General features: G+C 43.3%; 21 protein-coding genes. 9 read left to right on the top strand and 12 right to left on the bottom strand.

All coding sequences use genetic code 11. The features are described from left to right. Positions 1 to 72 precede the first annotated feature (72 nt). Together R7Q11_RS20935 and R7Q11_RS20930 are read left to right on the top strand one after the other, a co-directional pair. The gene (locus R7Q11_RS20935) at positions 73 to 690 is read left to right on the top strand and encodes an NAD(P)H-dependent oxidoreductase (RefSeq protein ID WP_005375391.1); all 618 of its coding nucleotides are present in this window, start codon (positions 73 to 75) and stop codon (positions 688 to 690) included. Then, on the top strand, positions 687 to 2,651 hold the full coding sequence (locus R7Q11_RS20930) for a monovalent cation:proton antiporter-2 (CPA2) family protein (RefSeq protein WP_225466691.1): 1,965 nt from the start codon (positions 687 to 689) through the stop codon (positions 2,649 to 2,651). Before R7Q11_RS20935 ends, R7Q11_RS20930 begins: the two co-directional genes overlap by 4 nt. Positions 2,652 to 2,743: 92 nt before the next feature. Here the strand turns inward: R7Q11_RS20930 and R7Q11_RS20925 are convergent, their stop codons facing one another. Next, positions 2,744 to 3,037 carry a hypothetical protein gene (locus tag R7Q11_RS20925; RefSeq protein ID WP_005392536.1) on the bottom strand — a complete coding sequence of 98 codons (294 nt, stop codon included), beginning with the start codon at positions 3,035 to 3,037 and terminating at the stop codon, positions 2,744 to 2,746. A gap of 245 nt (positions 3,038 to 3,282) precedes the next feature. On the opposite strand from R7Q11_RS20925, the gene R7Q11_RS20920 reads away from it, so the two are divergent. After that, entirely contained in the window at positions 3,283 to 3,576 is a 294-nt protein-coding gene (locus R7Q11_RS20920) for an ArsR/SmtB family transcription factor (RefSeq protein ID WP_005375388.1), read from the top strand. 108 nt (positions 3,577 to 3,684) lie between these two features. Here R7Q11_RS20920 and R7Q11_RS20915 read toward each other — a convergent pair whose 3' ends face one another. Then, a complete protein-coding gene (locus tag R7Q11_RS20915) occupies positions 3,685 to 5,034 on the bottom strand; it encodes an alpha-amylase family protein (RefSeq protein ID WP_005385092.1) in 1,350 nt (449 codons plus the stop codon). Positions 5,035 to 5,554: 520 nt separating this feature from the next. Here R7Q11_RS20915 and R7Q11_RS20910 point away from each other — a divergent pair. Continuing rightward, entirely contained in the window at positions 5,555 to 5,911 is a 357-nt protein-coding gene (locus tag R7Q11_RS20910) for a MerR family transcriptional regulator (RefSeq protein ID WP_017821530.1), read from the top strand. Between the two features lie 58 nt (positions 5,912 to 5,969). Further along, complete coding sequence (locus R7Q11_RS20905) at positions 5,970 to 6,347, top strand: carboxymuconolactone decarboxylase family protein (protein WP_042521541.1); 378 nt, start codon at positions 5,970 to 5,972, stop codon at positions 6,345 to 6,347. 77 nt (positions 6,348 to 6,424) lie between these two features. Here the strand turns inward: R7Q11_RS20905 and R7Q11_RS20900 are convergent, their stop codons facing one another. Together R7Q11_RS20900 and R7Q11_RS20895 are read right to left on the bottom strand one after the other, a co-directional pair. After that, positions 6,425 to 6,655: a PAS factor family protein gene (locus R7Q11_RS20900; protein ID WP_005375384.1), complete on the bottom strand. Its 231-nt coding sequence runs from the start codon at positions 6,653 to 6,655 to the stop codon at positions 6,425 to 6,427. A 282-nt stretch (positions 6,656 to 6,937) separates the two neighbouring features. Then, a complete protein-coding gene (locus R7Q11_RS20895; protein WP_005375382.1) occupies positions 6,938 to 9,364 on the bottom strand; it encodes a M9 family metallopeptidase in 2,427 nt (808 codons plus the stop codon). Positions 9,365 to 9,811: 447 nt separating this feature from the next. Here R7Q11_RS20895 and R7Q11_RS20890 point away from each other — a divergent pair, with 447 nt between their 5' ends. Next, positions 9,812 to 10,789: a hypothetical protein gene (locus tag R7Q11_RS20890; protein ID WP_225466690.1), complete on the top strand. Its 978-nt coding sequence runs from the start codon at positions 9,812 to 9,814 to the stop codon at positions 10,787 to 10,789. Between the two features lie 31 nt (positions 10,790 to 10,820). On the opposite strand, the gene accD is transcribed toward R7Q11_RS20890, so the two are convergent. Then, entirely contained in the window at positions 10,821 to 11,684 is an 864-nt protein-coding gene (gene accD, locus R7Q11_RS20885; RefSeq protein WP_017821534.1) for an acetyl-CoA carboxylase, carboxyltransferase subunit beta, read from the bottom strand. A 141-nt stretch (positions 11,685 to 11,825) separates the two neighbouring features. Here accD and R7Q11_RS20880 point away from each other — a divergent pair, with 141 nt between their 5' ends. After that, positions 11,826 to 12,725, top strand: coding sequence for a LysR family transcriptional regulator (locus tag R7Q11_RS20880; protein WP_047101713.1), 900 nt, complete (start codon positions 11,826 to 11,828; stop codon positions 12,723 to 12,725). Positions 12,726 to 12,873: 148 nt separating this feature from the next. Here the strand turns inward: R7Q11_RS20880 and R7Q11_RS20875 are convergent, their stop codons facing one another. Continuing rightward, positions 12,874 to 14,433: a methyl-accepting chemotaxis protein gene (locus R7Q11_RS20875; RefSeq protein ID WP_225466689.1), complete on the bottom strand. Its 1,560-nt coding sequence runs from the start codon at positions 14,431 to 14,433 to the stop codon at positions 12,874 to 12,876. 550 nt (positions 14,434 to 14,983) lie between these two features. Continuing rightward, positions 14,984 to 16,060, bottom strand: coding sequence for a nickel/cobalt efflux protein RcnA (locus tag R7Q11_RS20870; protein ID WP_225466688.1), 1,077 nt, complete (start codon positions 16,058 to 16,060; stop codon positions 14,984 to 14,986). 135 nt (positions 16,061 to 16,195) lie between these two features. Here R7Q11_RS20870 and rcnR point away from each other — a divergent pair, with 135 nt between their 5' ends. Beyond that, positions 16,196 to 16,468, top strand: coding sequence for a Ni(II)/Co(II)-binding transcriptional repressor RcnR (rcnR, locus tag R7Q11_RS20865; RefSeq protein ID WP_005375370.1), 273 nt, complete (start codon positions 16,196 to 16,198; stop codon positions 16,466 to 16,468). A gap of 359 nt (positions 16,469 to 16,827) precedes the next feature. Here the strand turns inward: rcnR and R7Q11_RS20860 are convergent, their stop codons facing one another. From R7Q11_RS20860 to R7Q11_RS20845, 4 genes are all read right to left on the bottom strand, one after another. Continuing rightward, positions 16,828 to 17,463: a DsbA family protein gene (locus R7Q11_RS20860; protein ID WP_053303806.1), complete on the bottom strand. Its 636-nt coding sequence runs from the start codon at positions 17,461 to 17,463 to the stop codon at positions 16,828 to 16,830. Positions 17,464 to 17,495: 32 nt separating this feature from the next. After that, the gene (locus R7Q11_RS20855; RefSeq protein ID WP_053303807.1) at positions 17,496 to 18,377 is read right to left on the bottom strand and encodes a glutathione S-transferase C-terminal domain-containing protein; all 882 of its coding nucleotides are present in this window, start codon (positions 18,375 to 18,377) and stop codon (positions 17,496 to 17,498) included. A gap of 96 nt (positions 18,378 to 18,473) precedes the next feature. Continuing rightward, a complete protein-coding gene (locus R7Q11_RS20850) occupies positions 18,474 to 18,938 on the bottom strand; it encodes a Dps family protein (RefSeq protein WP_053303808.1) in 465 nt (154 codons plus the stop codon). 10 nt (positions 18,939 to 18,948) lie between these two features. Then, complete coding sequence (locus tag R7Q11_RS20845; RefSeq protein WP_225466687.1) at positions 18,949 to 19,488, bottom strand: NADPH-dependent FMN reductase; 540 nt, start codon at positions 19,486 to 19,488, stop codon at positions 18,949 to 18,951. Positions 19,489 to 19,635: 147 nt separating this feature from the next. Here R7Q11_RS20845 and R7Q11_RS20840 point away from each other — a divergent pair, with 147 nt between their 5' ends. Next, on the top strand, positions 19,636 to 20,535 hold the full coding sequence (locus tag R7Q11_RS20840) for a LysR family transcriptional regulator (RefSeq protein ID WP_053303810.1): 900 nt from the start codon (positions 19,636 to 19,638) through the stop codon (positions 20,533 to 20,535). Positions 20,536 to 20,626: 91 nt separating this feature from the next. On the opposite strand, the gene R7Q11_RS20835 is transcribed toward R7Q11_RS20840, so the two are convergent. Further along, the gene (locus tag R7Q11_RS20835) at positions 20,627 to 21,529 is read right to left on the bottom strand and encodes a DMT family transporter (protein WP_053303811.1); all 903 of its coding nucleotides are present in this window, start codon (positions 21,527 to 21,529) and stop codon (positions 20,627 to 20,629) included. Positions 21,530 to 21,787 lie beyond the last annotated feature (258 nt).

The following is a 21,787-nucleotide window of genomic DNA, read 5'->3' as shown; positions in this document are numbered from 1 at the left end:
CATTTATGAGTTACATTTTCTAACCAACCCGCGCTCCTACTGGGCATGGTTACTTAGATAGCAAGGATCCCTATGGCAAATAAAAAAGTACTCATTCTCTTTGCTCATCCTTCCCAGCATCGTTCAGAAGTGAATACTCCACTTTTCAAAGAAGCTCAAAAAATTGAAGGCGTGACATGTGTTGATCTCTATGGCGAATACCCTCGTTTCGATATTAATATCGACCGTGAGCAGCAACGCTTACGTGAGCATGACGTGGTGATTTTCCAATTCCCACTATATTGGTATTCAACGCCTGCGATTTTAAAAGAGTGGCAAGATCTGGTTTTGGAATATGGCTTTGCTTACGGTACAGATGGCACAGCACTGCAAGGCAAGACCATGCTTTGTGTGCTGTCTGCAGGGGGCAAAGAAGAAGCTTATAAGGCAGAGGGCTACAACCACTTTACGATTCGTCAACTGCTTGCGCCTATTGAACAAATGTCCGCACTGACCGGCATGAACTACATTGCCCCTCTCGCGATGTTTGGCGCACGTACAGCAGATGAAGAAGGGAGAATCCCTCGTCATGTTGAGCGGTACAAGAGCCTGCTAACAGCTTTAGTCGAAGATAGGTTGGATGTTGAAGCTGCGGCGTCATTAATCAAGCTTAACAGCGCATTGCCAGAGCTCATTAAGGAGGCTTCATGACGGGAATATTCTTACAAGCCTTCGTATATTTGATTGCTGCTGTAATTGCAGTCCCACTTGCTAAGCGTTTGGGACTTGGGTCCGTTTTAGGCTATCTCATCGCAGGTGTGGTCATTGGCCCAATTATCGGTTTAGTCGGTGAAGAAGCAACAACAATCCAGCACTTTGCCGAGTTTGGCGTGGTGATGATGCTGTTTCTCGTTGGCTTAGAGCTCGAACCCAAAATGTTGTGGGCGATGCGCAATCGCTTAATGGGTTTAGGAGGTCTGCAAGTCGGCGGTACCGTCGCGGCGATTATGGGTATTGCCTTATACTTTGACCAGCCTTGGACCATAGCCTTAGCCATAGGTTTGATCTTCGCCCTCTCTTCTACTGCGATTGTTTTGCAAACTTTTAGCGAAAAAGGATTAACGAAGACGGAAGGTGGACAAAACGCTTTCTCCGTGTTGCTTTTTCAAGATATTGCAGTGATACCAATGTTGGCGTTCATTCCCCTATTGGCCTTACCTGAATTAATTGAACAGGCACAGTCCGCAGCACAAACAGCCGCAGAGCACCATGAAGAATTAAGCCTCGTTGCGGGGTTGCCAGGCTGGGCATACGGCATCGTAATCACAGCATCGATAGCAATCGTCGTCGTTGGTGGACACTTTTTAAGTCGACCGCTGCTCAATTATGTGGCTAGCTCTGGTTTGCGAGAAATCTTTACCGCAACTGCACTCATGCTTGTCATTGGTATCGCTGCACTGATGAGTTTAGTGGGCTTATCTCCTGCCTTAGGAACCTTCTTGGCTGGCGTTGTATTGGCGAACAGTGAATTCCGCCACGAGTTAGAATCCAATATCGAACCATTTAAAGGCCTATTGTTAGGTCTGTTCTTTATTACCGTTGGCGCAGGGATCAACTTCTCGGTCCTTTTTGATAATTTCTGGTTGGTCATGGCATTGACCATTGGCGTGATGGTTTTGAAAGCCTTGGTGCTGTTTATTCTTGCACTGATATTTAGGGTGAAAGGCAGCAACCGCTGGCTGTTTACCCTAAGCTTGGCTCAAGCAGGTGAATTCGGCTTTGTGCTTCTAAGCTTTTCAGTGCAAAACCACGTCATCCCATTTGAACTTTCACAAACTCTTGCGTTAGTGGTTGCGATTTCGATGTTCCTGACACCAGGTTTGTTTATTCTGTTTGATAGAGTGATTCTGCCGCGCTTTGAAAGCCAGTCAAATGAACGCGAAAGCGATACGATTGAGGAAACAGGCACGGTGATCATCGCCGGCATCGGCCGCTTTGGACAAATAGTGAATCGCCTATTGGTATCAAACGGCGTGACTACCGTGGTACTTGACCATCAATCTGACCAAGTCGATAACATGCGCCAGATTGGCACTCGCGCCTATTTTGGCGACGCGACTCGACCAGATATGCTACATACAGCCGGCATTGAGCACGCCGCTGCGTTGGTTGTGGCGATTGATAACCAAGAATCGAGTGTAGAACTGGTGAAGTACGTTAAGCACACGTACCCAAAAGTAACAGTGATTGCACGTGCCTTTGACCGTGGACATGGCTATCTTTTGCGTCAAGCGGGGGCTGATATTATTGAATCAGAGACCTACCATTCTGCATTGGAGATGGGCGGTCACACAATGAAAGCCCTTGGCATTCACCCCTTCTTTGTTGAACAACAGAAGGCGACATATAAGCGTGTTGAAGCACGTAAGTCAGAAATACTTTACAAAGCTTGGGAGGATGATTCTGAAGGTGAACGCTATGACAACAATTTCCGACAACTGTTTATTCAGTTAGAGGAGAAAATGGCGGAAGAGATGCAAAAAGATCGTCATGACAAACTATCGCGGTCAGAACGTGGTTGGACACCGCCACCTAAAGGTTACGCCGATGATTTTAATGAAGATAACGTCCAAGAGCTAACACCACCAAGAGAAGAGCCTATCCAACGATAACGCACTCCATATTAAAAACCTCCCACTTGGGAGGTTTTTATTTTTTCAGTACAGAGCCACACGCCGTGCAGGATAAAATGATCTTCTCGATATTACATAAGATCATTCATTAAAATCTCATACTCTTCGTTTGCTTCTTCCACTAAATGAGAAAGCTCTAACGCATCAGTAACTGCAAGATTGAACTGCCACGGAGTTGTGTCTTCTTTACCACAGATTCGAGTTTCACACCCACGACTCTCAAAAGACAAATCATCAAACTCTGTGGTGTGGCGCTCTTGAAGTTCAACAATCTCAACTTCTAATTTACCAACAGGGTTGACTTTAACGTGGGCATGTAAATCCGAACTGTTAGACAAACAATAATCTCTATGAACCGCAATCATGGCCGCCTCCTTGGTCTGCCAACTGACAACTCAACATTGAGTGTAGACGAGGGATTTTGAACGTGGCGTGAAATAATAATGAAGATTGATCTGTCTCATTAGAACAGACAATTGTTGTCATGAAGGCATTAGCCAGCATGAATCTCATCTGATTTAAATTGTTCTGAGATCGTAATAGTTGGCATTTACCGAGACTTTCCCTATTATCGAAACAAAATTACTGTGGTCATTCTTTAGAGGTCAGTATGGAGCTTGAAGCCGTTGCTAAAGCACTAAAAGAGTTAGGGCATCCGACTCGTTTAAGTATTTACAAAGAAGTCGTCAAAGCGGGATACAAAGGTATCGCGGTAGGCGGCGTACAAGAAAAGCTTGGCATTCCAGCATCCACTCTCTCTCATCATATCTCGAGCCTTGCTTCAGCTGGTCTTCTCACCCAGCGCCGCGAGGGTAGAACCCTTTTTTGTGTTGCAGAGTATCAGTGCTTAGATGACGTAATTGGTTTTTTAAAAGCAGAATGTTGCGTTAACGAGTGCTCATAAATTTCTAGCAAAAACGAGAGAGTTTGAGTTTCTATTGAACTTCAGCAGAACGTGAATGACGATGAAAAACATACACACCGAAGTTGCTAAGCTCGGTGTGTACATCTTCTAGTTCGCGACAAGTAACATCGACGACTTAGATGGTACGATTAACTTACCGTCAGTTGGAATGATTTGTTCTGTCATCAAATCAACCCAATTGCCATCCGTTTTTAATGTCAAAGACTGTTGACGCTGTGATTTATTAAGCACCACAATACCTTTGTCACCTCGCTTAAGTACGAGCATGTCATCGTTACCTTCAAGAACACTCATCGGCTCGCCATGCGTCATATTATGGAACTGGATCATTTTTGCCATTCTCGGGTCGCTCCATGCACCTTGCCACCTTGGCTGACCATTTTTACCTTTAATACCGCTGGTGTTTAAGTCGGTATAAATCAACGGCACACCGCCATCTCGGCCTAGAATATAGGCATAAGCTAACCATTCGTTTTCCTCGTCCATGATGAGATCAAGAAAGACATCATTGTTAGGAATATCATGTGTGATAGCAAATGTAATCGCACGACCGGGGGACAAAGCCTGACCAAAACAATAGGGATCAATCAGAGACTTGAAGCTGCCCTTTTTAGCAAACGCCTTAAACATGGTTGAGAACAAAGGGAAATCGTACGCACCTAGGCGAGTTTCCTGTAGATACGGCTCAAGAAACAGCTGATACTCTTCTTCCGTCGCACCGCCATCGGTAATAATTTCACCAAATATATGCACATCCCGCGTGATATCGTCTGTCCAAACACGCTTAAGATGCTCTAACGTCATGTGTTTCGCAGCGTCAATACGAAAACCTTTCACACCAATAGCTTTCAGCGCCTTTAGGTACGCTCGCTGCTGCTCAACGACATGGTCACAAACACGAAGAGTTGGCAAGCCAGGATCGGTTGGTCCACCTGTGATACGTCCGTTTTGAACCTGCCACTTATCTTTCCAGTCTTTGATGCCGAATGCTTCAACAAAGTCCTCTTCATCAAAAAGTGGTTGAGATAGATCGCCAAACAACGCTAGCGACTGATATTTCTGTTTGTTGTTCTGGTATTCCTCCAAGACCTCTTGTCTTGGGTACTGAAGGTCTCTGCGAAGGTGGGCCTCATTTGCCATATGGTTAAACACTACGTCGGCATAAACCCACACACCAACTTGCTCCAGTTCACGAACCATATGAATAAAATCTTTGGTATCACCCAAAGCATTATCGATAACACGATAATCTTGTGGTTGATAACGCTGCCACCAGCGCTCATCGTGTGCGCTTTTCATTGGTGGCGAAACCAACACAGAGCCATAACCAAGCTCGCGGATTTCTTTTGCTCGTTGGGCAATGTCAGCATACTTCCAATCAAACGCATGTAAGATAACGTTTGCACCGAATGATTGTGTTTCCTGTGAGCCACTCATGTTGTTCTCCTGCTCGTTTCCACTCACGATTACTTGTTTGCATTTTTTTGTGAGTGAATTCAATAATCGAAATTATAAAAGCTATTCATCAGAGGCACTCACCCTTTTAGCACTAACTCAAGGCTGAAATCGAAGGCGTAGCGACTCATCCATTGCACAGCGATAAATCGTTCTGAGTGAATAACGGGCACACGACATACAACCCGAACAGACCAACACAAAACTAAGGCATTGTTTTGATTAACAAAAACTTAAATTTAAAAAGATAGAACATAAGACCTATGTACGCCCTAAAATAGGCCCAAAGGATAAAAATAGCCAAGCCAACCCGTTGAGTAATCAATTGTTAATAAAACGAAACTGGCAGATGGATCACGTTTGGCGCGTTTCAAAAATCCAGTAAATCACCATACCTAGCGTTAAAAGACTAAAGATTTCTGTTTGTATCTGTCCCGAAATGACTTCAAAATGCGAAACTTAGCTTATCTCTATGGGGTATGCTCTACCTTGGAGGATAATAATGAATATCAAAGAATTTTCTGACCTCGTCGGGCTATCTGCTCATACACTTCGATACTATGAAAAAATCGGTTTACTTAAACATGTCCATAGAAACGCGAGTGGACATCGAATGTATAGTTCGAAAGATCTAAACTGGATAAGCTTTGTTAAACGTTTAAAAGAAACTGCAATGCCACTTGAAGAGATTCTAGAGTATGCCAAATTAAGGGAAGTCGGCTCTCAATCTGTACCACAACGTCAAGCCCTGTTAGAACAACACCAAGAAAACCTCAAACGCCACATTGAGCAACAGAAAAAGCACTTATCGGCTCTAGAAGAAAAAATTGCCTTGTATACAAGTGGAAAAGTTCGTTGACTTAGAGTTAACTCTAACGATTAAGGTGTGTTTACATTTATTCACTAGGAACATACCGATGGAACAATCGCGCTTTAACAAAGGATTAGAACTACTCTCTCAAATTGATGGTGACGCTGGTCATAATGTCATCGAAAGCTTACAAGATATTTGTCCAGATTTAGCTCAGTACACCATTGAGTATCCGTTTGGCGATATTTATGCTCGCCCGGGCTTAGACCTAAAATCGAGAGAAATCGCAACCGTCGCCGCGCTAACGGCAATGGGGAATTGCGCGCCGCAACTAAAAGTGCACTTAAATGCAGCGCTGAATGTAGGCTGTAGCGAGGATGAGATTAAAGAGATCATTTTGCAGATGTCCGTCTACGCAGGTTTTCCCGCGGCATTAAACGGCATGTTTGCATTCAAAGAAGTGCTAGCGGAAAGAGCAGAGTAATAACGACGTTGAAATCAATTTAACCGCAATTAAAAACGGCCCTTGGGGTTCGGGCCGTGATTAAAACAACGAGTGAATTAGCGCTCAGGAGTTTCAAGCAGTTTAACCGCGCAATCTACCGCGTTGTTAATGCCTTGACTGCTCTCCAACTTGCCTGAACTTGCAGGACCAAGGGCACAAGAATACAAAGCCAGCTGCTTATCGAACGGCAGATCCAACTGTTCATAGAGATTTTGTCGGATTCTTGCATGTTGTTCTGGTTCTTGGTTAGCAAGGCTAATCAACGTTTCATAAATAAGCGTTTTCATGTCTTTCCCTTTTCACTTTATTGCACGGGGTGCATATATATTGTATCCATTTGGGAAGCACAAATCAGAAGCTAGGTCACAGAACGCGTCGCTAAAAAAGTTTATGTGCGCGGTAAATTGCAATACAAACCTAAAGCCGTTTAGAAAAAGGGCAACTGATAACTCGATAGATCAGCCGATTAACTAGCATTCGCCGCTGTTTGTTTATAATCGTGTCCGATATAAACAAAAACGTCGCTGTATCAGCGACGTTTTATCTCGACTTTAGTTAATCGAACCTGTTTAGTTGAAGTGCACTAGCATTTCAACGTCATCGCCTTGCTCTGGAGCCTGAAGAGCAAAGTGCACGTACCCTGCTTCAGTAACAGGAATCGCAAGGTATTCATTGCTGCCTGCATAGTTGGACGCATACTCGTGCTGCTCTACTGTAGGCCAATGCTCTCTACTCGCGTATAGATCGACATTACCAGTTTGAGAGTGAGCCGTTAGCCATACACGAACCTCTTCAACACCTTCAGGCACATAAACTGCTGCATAGCGCTGCTTGTGAACGGTAAGCATTTTGGCTTCACCAGACTCTAATACCACAGGTGCTAAATCATCTTGCACTTGGGTTGGCGGTGTTTGCGCTTCCACTTCTAGCGCAGCCACAAGATTCACTGAGTCATAGCTATCACGTCCAGTTAAGCTGATGTAGTAACGACCCGCTTTAACGTAACCATCTTGCTCTGGTTCAAACACAATCTCTTCATTGCTGCCATCAGCATATTGACTCATTTCGAAATCATAGTAATGCGCGACTTTGTTGTAGCTCATGTAAAGATCCGCATCACCCGCACCCTCAATAGATACATTGAAGTTAACGGTGTTGGCTGGAACATCAACGTAGAACAGTTTTTCGCTGTATGCTTCGCCACTGAGCTGAAGGCTTTGGTTCGCCGTCAATTCAGTCACTTGTGCTTCAGGGCTTGTTGGTTCTGTTGGCTCTTCTGGGTCTGTATCAGGTTGCTCAGGTTCCACTTTTAATGTGTCCAACCAACGTTCAAACTCAGCATCGTATTGTTGACCTAAAGACGTCACCTGCTGTGCCCATTGTTCGAACTGGCCAGAGCGCGACAATGCCAACAAGCTTTCGACGTCTTGTGGATGATTTTCTAACATGAATCGAACAGCTAGATAACCCCAACGATAGATACGATTGGTATCGTGAGAGTACGTGGTATCAAACACAGTGGAAAGACTCAGTTTACCATCTGCAATCAGCTCAATCGCAGCTTGGTAACCTTGCTTGTAATGCATGTATTCAGCAAAACCTTCTAGCCACCAAACAATATGACCATGAGCCAAGTTATCGCTGAACGAACCGTATTGGTTAAATCGTGCATCTAAATAGTGCGTGTATTCATGTTCTAGGTTCAAGATAGAGAGATCTTCACCATTCGCGTAGCGATAAGCGACGAAACGCGCAGTATTGTCCGCTTTTGAAGGGTCACCTTCTAGGTACTGACCACCGTTGTCCGTTGTATTACCAAATAGGAATGAAGAGTAATCAACGTAACTAGTGTTACTCGCGAATACCGCCACTTCAACACGATCATTCAAATCATCAGCGACAGGTTGATTACCCGTATTCGCAACTCGATGGAAGTCGGCTTCTTTTGCCGCTAGCACTTCACACGCTTTCGCTGCTTGAGCATCGGTCAGATCCTCAGAGCGAATAATGGCAGGTCCCTGACATTCAAAACGATTTGGCATTACACGTGCAGCTAAATCTTGCTTGGCTTGCTCAATATTCAGACCATTTAGGCCTTCTGGTGCGTAGTAGCTCATCATTTCAACGGCAGCAAGCCATAGTTTGTCATGCTCACTACCCAGTGGATAACGCTGCATCACCTGTTGCATTACTGCCAATGCTTTGCGTTTGGTCTCCTGATCTGGGCTCGCGAGCAAACGACCAGTTTCACGTAATGCATTGAAAACGATAAAGCTTGCATCCGTATCTAATGCCCAAGCATTATCAGATGCGAATTTCACCAACGTATCAATATGGTGTGTATTGTTTGCCATGTATCGGTAGAACGCATCGTTCGCCGCATGGCCTGCCATAGAGCGGAACAAGTTGTTTAAACCATCAACCCATTGCGTGTCCTGCGCGGTTTCACGATTAAAGTGCATCAACGCGGCCATCATGCTATCCATGGTCAGCGGCAACTGCTTAACGTTATCAACCATCAAAGTCAGGCTCTTCATTGCACCAACTTGTTCACGACCTTGATCCAAAGCATGAGGGTTGTTTAGGAATAGGTTCGTCGACTGAGCAAAACGCTGACTCAACGCTTGCGAAAACTCAGGTGTACCAGTACCAGCGTTGTAGCGAACGTAGTAGGCCGCTCGAATAAATTCGCCTAGGTTCTCTAGAATACGAGCTTGATCTGCTTCACCACGATAGCGAGCGATTTCTTGATCCAGTGCGACTTGGATACGGCTTAGGCTCGCTTCACTATAGATATCATTCAGCGTTTCTGAAGGTGCTGAAAACCAAGCGTGGTAGCAATCATACTCAGCACCAGAAACGGCAGTAGCCAGATCTCGCGATTGTTGTAAATCAGCAACAGCACACTGATTTTGTGCAAAAGAGAAGCCAGACACACTCGCTAGCATACAAGCAAGCGCCAAACGATGGCGCGGGAAAAAACGGATATGAGACATAACAACACTCATTGATTATTAACATACATTGAGTGGGGGTTTATATTCTTTACAGCTCAAACAGTGAAATCAGTGTCATAAAATTTATGAAACCGCTCCCAAAAATAGGTCTTTTACTCTAATTAAATGGGAGCAATCCCACTCCAAAAAACTCACAATTATCAATAAAAACATTAATTTACCTTTTTCTAAATAACGACTTTATGAGGAAAATTGCCCTTAAACGCCCCCCTTAACTCTTCCAGATAGAGTTCACGACAATCAAAGGTTCTAAATTAAATTTTGATGCTTGATACCATCTATTTTTATTTGTGACTCATTCCCAATAAGTCATAGAGTGCATATCAAAAGGTTGGCATTAATGGTAAATTCTCCGCCAAATCAAACACATTTACTCCTCCAGTCATTGATGAGTGAATAAAGCAGATATTTGGCTAGGGATAATACATGTCACTTTGGGGATTTTTGGGAGCGGGGATTGCCTACTTCATGACAACGTTTGCCTTTGTTTTTGGCGGCATTTTTTGGTTATGTGCTGAAGGTAATACATTAAGAGAAACAAAGCGTCAATCATCAATAATGTCCGGGTTTATTGCTTGTACTATTGGAACTTGGGTGCTTGCTTTTGGTGTTTACGTTTACGGTTACTTTTGGGATAACTCTTCTCACTATTATTTTTATTTGCTCGCTCCATGGGGACTTGCCATTTTTGGGGTAAAACTTCGTAACCGCTGGGTTAAGCAATACGCGCGTGTAAAAAACGCAAAAGAAGAACAGTGGCAAAAGCGCTGGCGAGAATTATTAGGGGAAGATACTGAAGAGCTTCCACCATATACACATGATTACGAGCTCTACTCGGGCATTTGGCAAGCCAATGAAGCGCTCCAAGAACAGTGTTTTGCAGCCCTTCCTCACGGGAAAGCAGTCTACGAGAGAGTGAAAGCCTTCCAAACGATGGCCTCCCCCGCTGGTGACATAAACAATCAAGTTTTGCTGAGTAAACTCGATCAACTAGAGGATGAAATCATTCAAGTTCTTGAGCAACACTCGCAAAAGAAAGTAAGCATTGAAACTGGCGCAGGTACTTTACACAAAGAGTCAAAACGCAATGTTTATCACCATGAGAATGGCCCAACAGAAGAGCAACTGTACGACTCAATCAACCTCCAACATGATTTGGATCGAGAGCTACGCAACATTATCTATGATCGGCTCGGTTACGATGGCGAAGATGAGTACTTTTTCCTCCAAGCGCCACTCGAAGAGCTTACCGAGAATGAAACCGCAATCAACTGGATGCTCTGGGGGTTAGTAAGCGACCATTTTGCTGTTGACCCATACCAAACGGCGTTGGATCTCAGCCTAATGAATGCGGAACCAAGATGGGGGCAAAATGAACGGTTTGTAATGATTACGGCTCAATAAACGCAAGTACTAAGCCTAACTTTAATACAACCTATTCTGAGACCACCCTCGCGTTGGTTAACTTAGCCAGTAAGCGGCCAACGCGATCGCGCATTTCACGTCTATCGACAATCATATCTAGCGCACCATGCGCTAGTAAAAATTCACTTCGCTGAAACTCGTCTGGTAGCTTTTCACGTACCGTTTGCTCAATGACCCGTCTTCCCGCAAAGCCAATACTTGCTTTAGGTTCACCAATATTGATGTCTCCTAGCATGGCCAAACTCGCCGAGACGCCACCATAAGTTTGGTCCGTCAATACTGAGATATAGGGTAATCTGTGCTCAGATAAGTGGTTTAACGCGGCGCTGGTTTTTGACATTTGCATGAGTGCCACCAAAGACTCTTGCATGCGCGCCCCTCCGCAAGCGGAAAAACATACTAACCCAGATTTTGTATTAATTGCGCTTTCAACTGCTCGGACAAACTTCTCGCCAACCACTGCGCCCATCGAGCCTGCCATGAAAGAGAATTCGAATGCACACGCAACAACAGGCAGCCCCAATAACTTGCCCTCCATCACCACCAACGCATCTTTTTCTCCAGTCGTTTTCTGTGCTAAAGCTATTCGCTCTTTATATCGCTTTAAGTCTTTAAAACCCAAAATATCTTGTGGCTCCAACTCACTTGCCAACTCTTGTTGTGTTCCATGGTCCAGAAAAGAGATCAACCTTTGACGCGCAGCCATTCTCATGTGATATGAGCATTTAGGGCATACTTCCAAATTTTCTTTTAACGCGGCACGATAAAGTATTTGTTCACACTCAGGACACTTTGTCCAAACGCCCTCAGGGATAGACGCTTTGCGCGAACCTATTATATTTTTATTCTCAAATAACCGTTCTAACCAGCTCATAAATTCACCACTATTGATTACGTTCTAGCGCGATATCTCGTTGTTTGTTCGCTTAAACTTGTAAATAAAATTGTATGTAACTTAGTACAGGGATAAAGTGCGATATGCTGGCTTGATAATCCAATAAAGTAGGATAATGAAATGTTTGATAACGTTGACCAAATCTGGTTAAAAAGTTTTCACTGTGTTTATGAGAACAACAGCTTTAAGCGAGCCGCTGAGTGTTTGAATATACCAACATCAAATATCAGCCGACACATTGCCCTGCTTGAAGAAAAGTTAAACATTAGGTTGTTCAATAGAACAACAAGGCGAATGACGCCTACCGAGGCTGGAGAAGAGCTCTATAGCAGCACTCGTCCGTTATTGGAGCAACTCAACGCCGCACTAGAAACGGTAACGCGCCACTCGCACACGGTAACAGGGGAACTGCGAATTCTTATGCCAGACACACCTGTACTGGCCAAAGCGGTTGTCACCTTTTGCACGCAATACCCGTCAATCTCTTTGTCTTGCGATACAACGCTAAACCCTAAAGATGATGTTATTGACAGCTTTGATGTCATTTTGAGTTTTCATAGAGGGACTTTGTCAGACAGTAACTGGGTGGCGAGAGAGATAAAACGCTGGCCCAGTGCCATTTTAGCCGCGCCTCAACTAATTGAGAAATACGCCACCCCTTACAAAATTACGGATCTAAGTCATGTTCCCTGCATCACGACGCTTACCGCAGTAAATGGTGCACCATGGGTATTCAGAAACCCTGCTGGGGGCCATATTACTCAAACTGTGCAATCTTCATTCAAAGTAAACAGCGGTCATCTCGCCAGATATGGCGCGTTATCAGGGCTTGGATACGCAATATTGCCAATTGAGTCATGCCAAAATGAGATCAAAAATGGTGAGCTAGAAATCGTCACTCTAGAGTACGAACCTGAGGATTTAGTGCTTTACGCCTTTTACTCGTCTAGAAAACATGTAGCTAAGAAAATATCTATGTTTGTTGAACATTTAAAGCAAAATGCGAAACTTAACGCTTAGCTAAGCTTTACTCAACTAATTTATCATATTTTGTTTTATCGTCTAGAAAGGACAGACACCGCTAAGCGATTTGAGACTCGATTTTTTCAAATAAAAAAGCCAGCAATTAACATTTACTGGCTTTTTATTAAAGAGGGTCAGTTGGCGTTTAGATTCTAAACGCTCCCACGTGACGATCGAGTGTTCGCGATAGCTCCGCGAGTTGTTGACTTGATGCTTCTAGTTGCTCACTCGCCGTTAGCGCACTTTTCACTGAGTGGCTGACGGTATCCATGTTCATATTAATTTCGTTTGCTACCGTTGATTGCTGTTCTGTTGCGGTTGCTACTTGAGTATTGATATCTGAAATAGTCGTCACTTGTGCAGCTATTGCTTCTAAAGCCTGTCGAGCTAACTCGGTTTCTGCCGTTCCTTCTTCAATAAGAGTCTTACTATTGCTCATTGAATTCACCGCACTTTGAGCTTCAGTTTGTAGCTGGTGAATCATGTTGTCAATTTCATCGGTAGAATGAGCCGTTTTAGTCGCTAGGTTGCGAACTTCATCAGCTACGACTGCAAAACCTCGGCCGGCATCACCAGCGCGTGCCGCTTCGATAGCCGCATTGAGAGCCAATAGATTGGTTTGCTCCGAAATACCTCTAATCACCTCTAGAATACTACCAATCGACTGAGTATTTTCAGCAAGACTCACGATAATGTTGGAAGTGCTGTTCATCTCGTTTTCAAGATTAGTCATCGCCGTTTTGGTTCTTTCTAGCGTCGTGTAGCCATCTTGCGCTTCATTACTTGCTGCACTCGCAGCATTTGCCGCTCCAGCAGCATTGGAGGCAATTTCATTGACCGTCGCAATCATTTCGTTCATGGATGTGACAACCAGCATGGTTTGCTCGTTCTGCTCTTGCCCTCTTGTGAGCGCTTGTTGAGATTGCCCACGCAAAGCGACAGCTGAACTATTAAGCTCCACACCAGTATTTACAACTTGTGTAATAATCTCATGTACTTTCCCAACAAAAACGTTGAAAGCAGAAGAAATTTGCGCGACTTCGTCATTACCTTTCGCTGGCAAACGAACGGTTAAGTCTCCGTCTCCTTTTGAGATGTCTTGTAGAGCGTCTTTAAGCGCAGAAAGCGGTCTCATCAGTTTATTTAGCAAAAGTGACAGAATCAAAACACACATAACGAAGATCGCCACCATAGAGATCAACTGGTAAGTAATAATTCCATTCGTCGCTTGGCTCACTTCAGTAATAGGAATACCGATATCAAAAGTACCGTATAACTGACCATCCACATAAATTGGTGCCATGATGTCAAACACCCATACTTTCTGGACATCGGCATACCACTTTGAGTACTGTTGAACACCTCTCGTCGCGCCTTCAACAGTATATTCATCGTTATAGGTTTTGTTCAGCTTGTGCTTATCACTGTGGGCTACTGCCGTTACGTTACGGTCAATTACAACGGCATAACTCACGTCTGAACGTTGTTTCAGCCCCTCAACAAGCGATTGTAAATCTTGCATTGGATTAGCTGAGTTCTCCAAAATATAACTCGCATTTCCCGCTAGAAACTCAGCTTGAACTTGGGATTTGTTTAAGATGATGTCATCGATTTTCTTACTCGAAATTAGGTACGTTGATGCCATACTCGCCACGACAGCAATACCAAACATGGCGCAGACTGCTAATAAGATGATTCTTTTCATTATAATTGTCTCAATACAATTCAATTGATGCTCATTAATCGAGCGCTAAGCCTTTCTTCTCCAAAACCAACCAAACTGCATTTTGGGTCTGTTTGGCAGAGCAAGACATAACTTTATAACTATGTATCTGCTTGGTTCCCGATTACTTTAGACAGAAGGAAAAAAAGTCTTCAAAACGTCACATTTCTACGAGGTTTGGCGAAGGGACGAGTACGCAAAAGGAAACGTTTGCATAGTTAAATTTAACTATGCGACCAAATTGGTATCGAACATTAAAGAAAAGACTTCTAATTAGCGTTTTGACCGTCGGGAGCACTGTGGTCAGTGCTCCCGTTTTATCATTTAGTATCTCAGGTTCAGATATTAGAGCCACAATTGCAGCGGTTGTAATCCGAGATGCTTGGTGAAGCGAGAATGACTTGGTTTGCAGATATGGCAGCGATGTCAGATCGAGTGATTCTCAATCAAGAATCGGCAGCAAAATAGGCAAACCAAGGCATGAAGCTATTACCCATGCAAAAAGAAAGGAAAAGAATCTTTACCACAGAGTTTAACTCGTCAGCGATATGTATCCATGCATACCCATGTATAAACCAACTGCACTGATCAAGACGCCCGATAAGTAAGGAGCTCGACGTGCAACATCATTCAAACCGCTCCATTTAGATGTCGCTTTTTGCACGCCCACTGCTGCCACAACGCCAACTGCAACCAGAGTCAAGGCTAAGCCAATACTGAATGACACAACTAAAGTCGCACCAAGAGTCATTGCCTTAAGCTGCAAACAGATAAGCAAAACCGTTACCGCAGCAGGGCATGGAATCAAACCACCCGTTAATCCAAACAGCAGAATTTGCCCATTCGTCACGTCTCGATTCTCAAAGCGTTTTTGAATGTCTAAAGCGTGAGCGCGTTCGTGAGCATCTTGATATTCCTTATCTTCGCTTTCTAAATGAGAACCAGGACGGAAATGTACATCAAAGTCATGGGTATGATCATGGTGCCCGATGATCAAAGTGACAGAAAGTCCATTAGAGACTTTAATGCAAGACGCCGATTCCAAGTATCCATCACGCTCTATAAAGTGATAAATATCAGCAGGTTGATAACCATCACTCGATACCGAAACCTTGATACCTTCAGCAGTTAAAGGTTTACCGCTGAGTGTTCGCAACTGGAAACGGTGATGCTCCCCTTCCTGTGTAATCGAAAGCGAAACATGCCCATGTCCTGTATCCACAACTTGCGTCGTCCAATCGCGAGCATGATCCTGAGCTTTGTTCCAAGCTCGCTCATCGCTCCATGTCCGCCAAAACATCCATACGCCGGTTGTCACGATAATGACCCCAGAGATAAGTTGCATCCATGGTTCAGCCGCTTCAGCGGTGAATTTCTGGCTAATATACATCCCACCAACAGCGATTAACCATACAATTGCAGTGTGAGAAAGTGTGGCAGCTAAACCCAGCATCACGGCTTGTTTGACCGTTCCTTTCACCGCGACAATGAACGCCGCCATCATCGTTTTAGAGTGCCCAGGTTCTAAACCGTGCAAGGCGCCAAGCAAAATGGCACTGGGAATAAAGAACCACCCATTACCTTGTTGTAGTAACGCGACAAAATCCATTGTTGTTCTCTGTTGTTGATTCTAATTTATCGCAAACTATACTCCCCCCTAGTATTAAATACTACCCCCCAGTATAAATTGAGTGCTACATTATCAGTTAGAATAACTCGGCCCGTAACTTAAAGAAGATAAGACATGTCGCATACAACCAGAGATCAAAAGAAGCTCAACACTCGAGTCAGTAAAATACAGGGTCAGGTGAATGGACTTAAAAAAATGCTGGAAGAAGAGCATGAATGCCAAGATGTGTTGCAGCAGATTGCCGCTATTCGGGGAGCAGTAAATGGTTTGATGCGAGAAGTAATTAAAGGTCACTTACTTGAACACGTCGTACTTGAGGAAGACAAAACTCAACGTGAAAAAGATATGGAAGTCGTATTAAAAGTACTGGACTCTTATATAAAGTAACCCTACTTCGCTAGAGTAAAGTCACTAGGGTTAAACTCGAATATACCCTTTATAGATAATCGCTTACTAAGCGGGAAATAACAATGGCAGATATAGACCATACTACCTGCCATTTACATAACAATATATTCCGTAACAACCTCACTTAGTGCCGTAAATTCCCTAATAATGCTCACATCAATCATTCTGGCTGCAACTTTAACCAGAACCGACTTGATACACATAGGGGCAAAATCTATTCAGGTTGGAAAGTACTTATATCCATCAGATGGATAACTTTAACTCACACAAATTGAAAAAAGCCAGCTATCTAGCTGGCAAAAGGCATTGTGAAAATTTGAAAAGGCTTTTCTTGGGACTCAAACTTTATTTGTGAGCTCTTTTAATGTTTTACGCAATGTATTGATACCGAGAGCACCCGGTACAACCCACCCTTTATTGATAACCAACGTTGGCGTAGAAGTGATGTCATATTCTTGAGCCAACTTTCTATCACGCTGTATCTCAGCTTGTCGCTCCGGAGAAGCAAAGTCCTCAAGAAAACGAGCCTTATTCAGCCCAACCTCACCAGCAATTTCTGTAAGCTCGTCCAAATCACCAATATTTCTGTTTTCACTCATATGTGCATGTGTAACAGCATCAAAATAGTCCCAGTAAGCACTGGATCCTCCCTGTTGTTCAGCCGCCTTACATGCCACCAAACCTGGCGTTGAAAATGGGTATTCAAACGTCTGCTGACGCATCCCTTCTACGTTTACGCGCTTTTTATCGTCGGCACGCGCACATTGCTCCCAGTGTTCCAAAATAATTTGCTTCGCTTGTTTCATTGAGCCAAACTTGCCAATCATTTCTTCCCGTGAGGCAGACAAAGCAAATGCATGATGATGGATATCTAAATTAAACTCTTTTTCAAGCTGGCGTAGTCGAGGTGACAAAACATAACACCACCCACAAATGACGTCGTGAAAAAAATCGACTCTAATTTTTTTGCTCATTACTTTTCTCCAAGATTGAAAGTATTACTGGCTTACCAACTAATGACCGGTCCTGCTGGAACAATTCCATAAGGGTTAATGTGCTTGTGCGAGAAGTAGTAATGCAACTTCATGTACTCGATATCGATCGTTTTTCTGATGCTCTCATGACTGAGTAAATCCAGCATATACTGGTAAAGGTTATCGAAGGCTTTTAGTGGCTTTTTATTGGCCTTAAAGTGAACTTCATAAACGGCTTCAAACCTGACAAGTGTGGGTAACAGAAACAGATCCGATAGTGTGATATTCGAACCATACAGATAACGAGTTTGACTTAGCCTGTTGTTCAACTGCTCCATAGCATCAAATAAGGTGTCACTGGCTAGATCATATTCTGCCTGCTCTGTGGCAAAACCAACGTGGTAGACCTTTCGATTCACATTGACGTGTAACCACTCGTTCAGCTTTTCTATTTCTTCTCGCAGACTATCTGGAACCAACTCAACTTTGTTCTTAGCTAAAGGTAGCCAGTTGGTAGCAAGCTCCATTGCTATCGCAGAGGAATCATTACCTACAATTGCATGATCTTGTCTGTCCCATAGTATCGGTACTGTTACTCTTCCCGTGTAATTTGGATTTGCTCGTTGGTAAAGCTCTATCAAGTTTTGAGAGCCGTACAAAGGATCTGAGTTAGCATCGTCAAATAACCATCCGTCGGAATATCGCTTTGCTGCAACAGAAGAAACAGTTATTGCGTCATTCAATCCTAGGTAATTGATCACCAGATAAGGCCGATGGGCAAAAGGGCAAGCAAACGACATGTACAAGTGATAACGCCCTTGCTCAGCGACTTTTGGCAATTCAAAGCTGTCCTCATGAGACAGGTCTTTTACTTCTTTATTTGGATACCAAATCCCTTTTTCTAAAACAGCCATGGGGTGCACCTACATACTTAAATTAAGGAAACATATGTAATAACGCGAGCTTTCGCTCAACGTTACATTGTTAAGGTATACAGCGACGAATTTGACTCACAGCATTGAACGTAACATCCAGGCTGTTTTTTCATGCTCTCGCATTCGATCAGAAACCAATGAAGCAGAAGATTCATCATCCCCATCCTGAGCCAATTTCAGAACGTCTCGGCAAGTCTTGACCACTTGCTCATGAGAACGAACAAGAATAGACACCATTTGTTCTGCTGAGGGCACGCCATCTACTTCAGAAACTGAGCTAAGGTCGGCGAACGCTTTGTAAGTCCCTGGCGCAACTTCACCTAGTGTTCGTATTCGCTCAGCAATGTCATCGACGGCGATTGCCAATGCGTTGTATTGCTCTTCAAACATAAGATGTAGCTCGCGAAATTGGGGGCCAGTAACGTTCCAATGAAAATTATGCGTTTGCAAATACAAAGTGTAGGAGTCTGCCAGAAGGCGTTTAAGCGCTTCTCCAATCACAACACGATCCTGTTCGTTTATACCAATATCCACTTTCATACCTACGCTCCTATAGTGCGTTTTCAAAGGAAGACATCAGCGCTTCCAGTTCAACTTTAGTCGCTACGTCAAACTCACCATCGTGAATTTTCTCCTGATAACTCCCTAAACTGTAGATTCCTTTAACGTCGCCACCCCACCATGGCATTAGCTCCGCCATCGTTCTGAGATTGGTCGCACCGCCATTCGGTCCAGGAGAAGTACTGACTAAAAGAACGGGTTTCTTATCGTCACCAAAGAAGGATTTACCTGATTCAGCAACACGTGAAAGCCAGTCAATGACATTCTTTAAAAATGCGGGCATAGAGCCGTTGTGCTCAGGAGAAGCAACAATCAGCGCATCGTGTTCATTCATCATTTGTCTCAATGTGATGGCGTCGGCTGGTATACCTTTTGACTCTGCATCAATGCCATACATTGGCAAATCGAAATCTTTCAATTCGATGATGGTCACTTTAGTTTGGGTGGCTTTTTCAGCCAAGGAACGAATCAGAGTATTATGGATTGACTGACTGTGATTACTTCCCGAGAGCGCGAGTATCTTTTTCATGAGTTAGTCCTGTTAGGTATTTAAGGTCAACACCTCAGTGTTGGTGATTACAATAAATACTAATTGACTAGCATTGGTGAATAAACTATATGTTAGTAACTAAATAGTTTACTTTTGGTAAACAATAAGAGTTTAAATGAGGTCGAAGTGGATAAAATAAGGGCGCTAACCGTTTTCAGAAGGGTTGTGGAACTGGGAAGCTTCAAAGCAGCAGCTGAAGATTTAAGTCTGTCAAAAGCAGCCGTTAGTAAGAATATCAATGAGTTGGAAGACTATCTTAAAAGCCCTCTGATAAACCGAACTACGCGTAACATGCACATAACGGATAATGGTCAACTTTACTACAATCAGGTTTGCAACATATTAGATGATTTGAAACATGCTGATTTGTCAGTCATCGAGTCGTCTCATACGTTAAAAGGATCACTGAAAATAAGCGTTCCTATGTCGTTAGGAATTTTAGAAATTAACCCCATCATTTGTGAATTCATGCACCAATATCCTGATTTGTCTATTGAAGTTGTCATGAGTGACCAATATGTCGATCTCATCGACTCAGGCATTGATATAGCGATTCGAGGAGGGGGAGAATTAAGCAATTCTAGTTTAAGATCCCGAAAGCTTATCGATATGAGACGAGTGCTTTGCGCTTCTCCTGAATATCTTTCAAAATCCAGCGAGATTCTTAAGCCAGAAGATCTCGCTCATCATAAGTGCCTCATATACAGTTTTTCTTCGTCAGCAAGACGTTGGCTATTCAGAAATGAGGATGAAGTCAAAGAGATCGAGCTTCAATCAAGTTCTTATGTCGTAAACAATGGATTAGCGCTCAAGCAAACAGCGTGCTCAGGCCATGGTATTTTATTGCTGCCGGATTTATTCGTTAAAGGCGAGTTAGAATCTGGGGAATTAGTTGAGGTTTTATCGATGTGGCAAGCTGATAGGCATTCACTGTATGTTGTTTATCCTTTCCATAAAGAGCAATCTCAAAAAGTCAGAACTTTTATTGATTTTGTCGTTAAACACTTCGAAAACAAACAGCACTAGCCTTCATCTTCTCCTGTCAAATTGATTACCTGAGCATGAAAACGCAACCTTTGTGAGAAGGTGGCCAGATGTGAGAAGGTGGCCAGATTTTTCAACAGACTTGATTTCGCTCGGCCTGACTATTCGACACTTGCAATACCACAGTAGAAAGAATGGATAGTGCAATACCAGGATATACAGCTGTGGGTATACTCTTTCCATCAAATAACAACATGATAAAAGCAACAAATACAGGACTTAGATAAATATAAGCCATCACTTTTGCAGGCCCCAGTACAACGGTGGCTTTGTGGATGATAAAGGTTGAGAGCAATGTCGCAAACAAAGCGAGGTATAGCATGTGCAAGGTAAGCTCGGCATTTAATGCAAACCAGTCTAGTGGTTGATGGAATACAAACAATGCCAGCAACATCCAGAAGGCACCGCCAATCAGAGTACAAAACACGGTAACAATGGTTTCTTCTCCACGATGAAAAACTTTCATCGAGACAGAAAAACACACCATAGACATACACCCGAGCAAAAACAAAATATCTCCTTTGTTGAGGTTTAGTTTCAATAATGTCTCTAAATCTCCTTTCACAACCACCCAACATGTCCCGACAGTCCCTACCAAATAAACGCCAAGCATCTGAATAGATAATTTTTCCTTAAAGAGGAAAACACTAACAATGGCAGTAATAAATGGCACTAATGTATACAGTGTGCCTGTGTTTAATGCCGTGGTTGTCTGCAAAGCCCTGAACATACATATAAAAAAGATCGCAAAGAAAAGGCTCATGATAAGACTTCTTGGAAACACATCTTTTGCCATTTTGATGCGATGTTTCTTTGTCAGAATAAAAGGAAACAATACCAGTGCTGCAAGCAGGAATCTCAATAACGTTAAGGAGAATGGATTGATTACACCGGATAGTTTTTCTGAAGATAAAAAAGATCCTGCAACCAGCGCTGTCACTAATAAGGACAAAAGGTGATATTTAATATTTTTCACATCAAGGCCATCTATTTTAAGGGGATAAATACTCTACTAGTGCTCAAGCACTAAAGACTTAACCATAACAGCCGCATTGAGTAATTAAAGCTCCATTTAGTAACTTAACTGTTTACCAAAGAGAAATAGTTTGTAGTAATTGACTCCTTATTGATACACCTCCACATCGTCAGTTCACTATTGGTAAACAATTTGTTTACCTGAGTGCTGTTTATCTGATTTAGCGCGACTTCTACACTTAGGCCTGAAAACACAACT

The organism is Vibrio sp. 970 (assembly GCF_033339075.1).
This window is presented reverse-complemented; position numbering and strand designations above follow the sequence as displayed.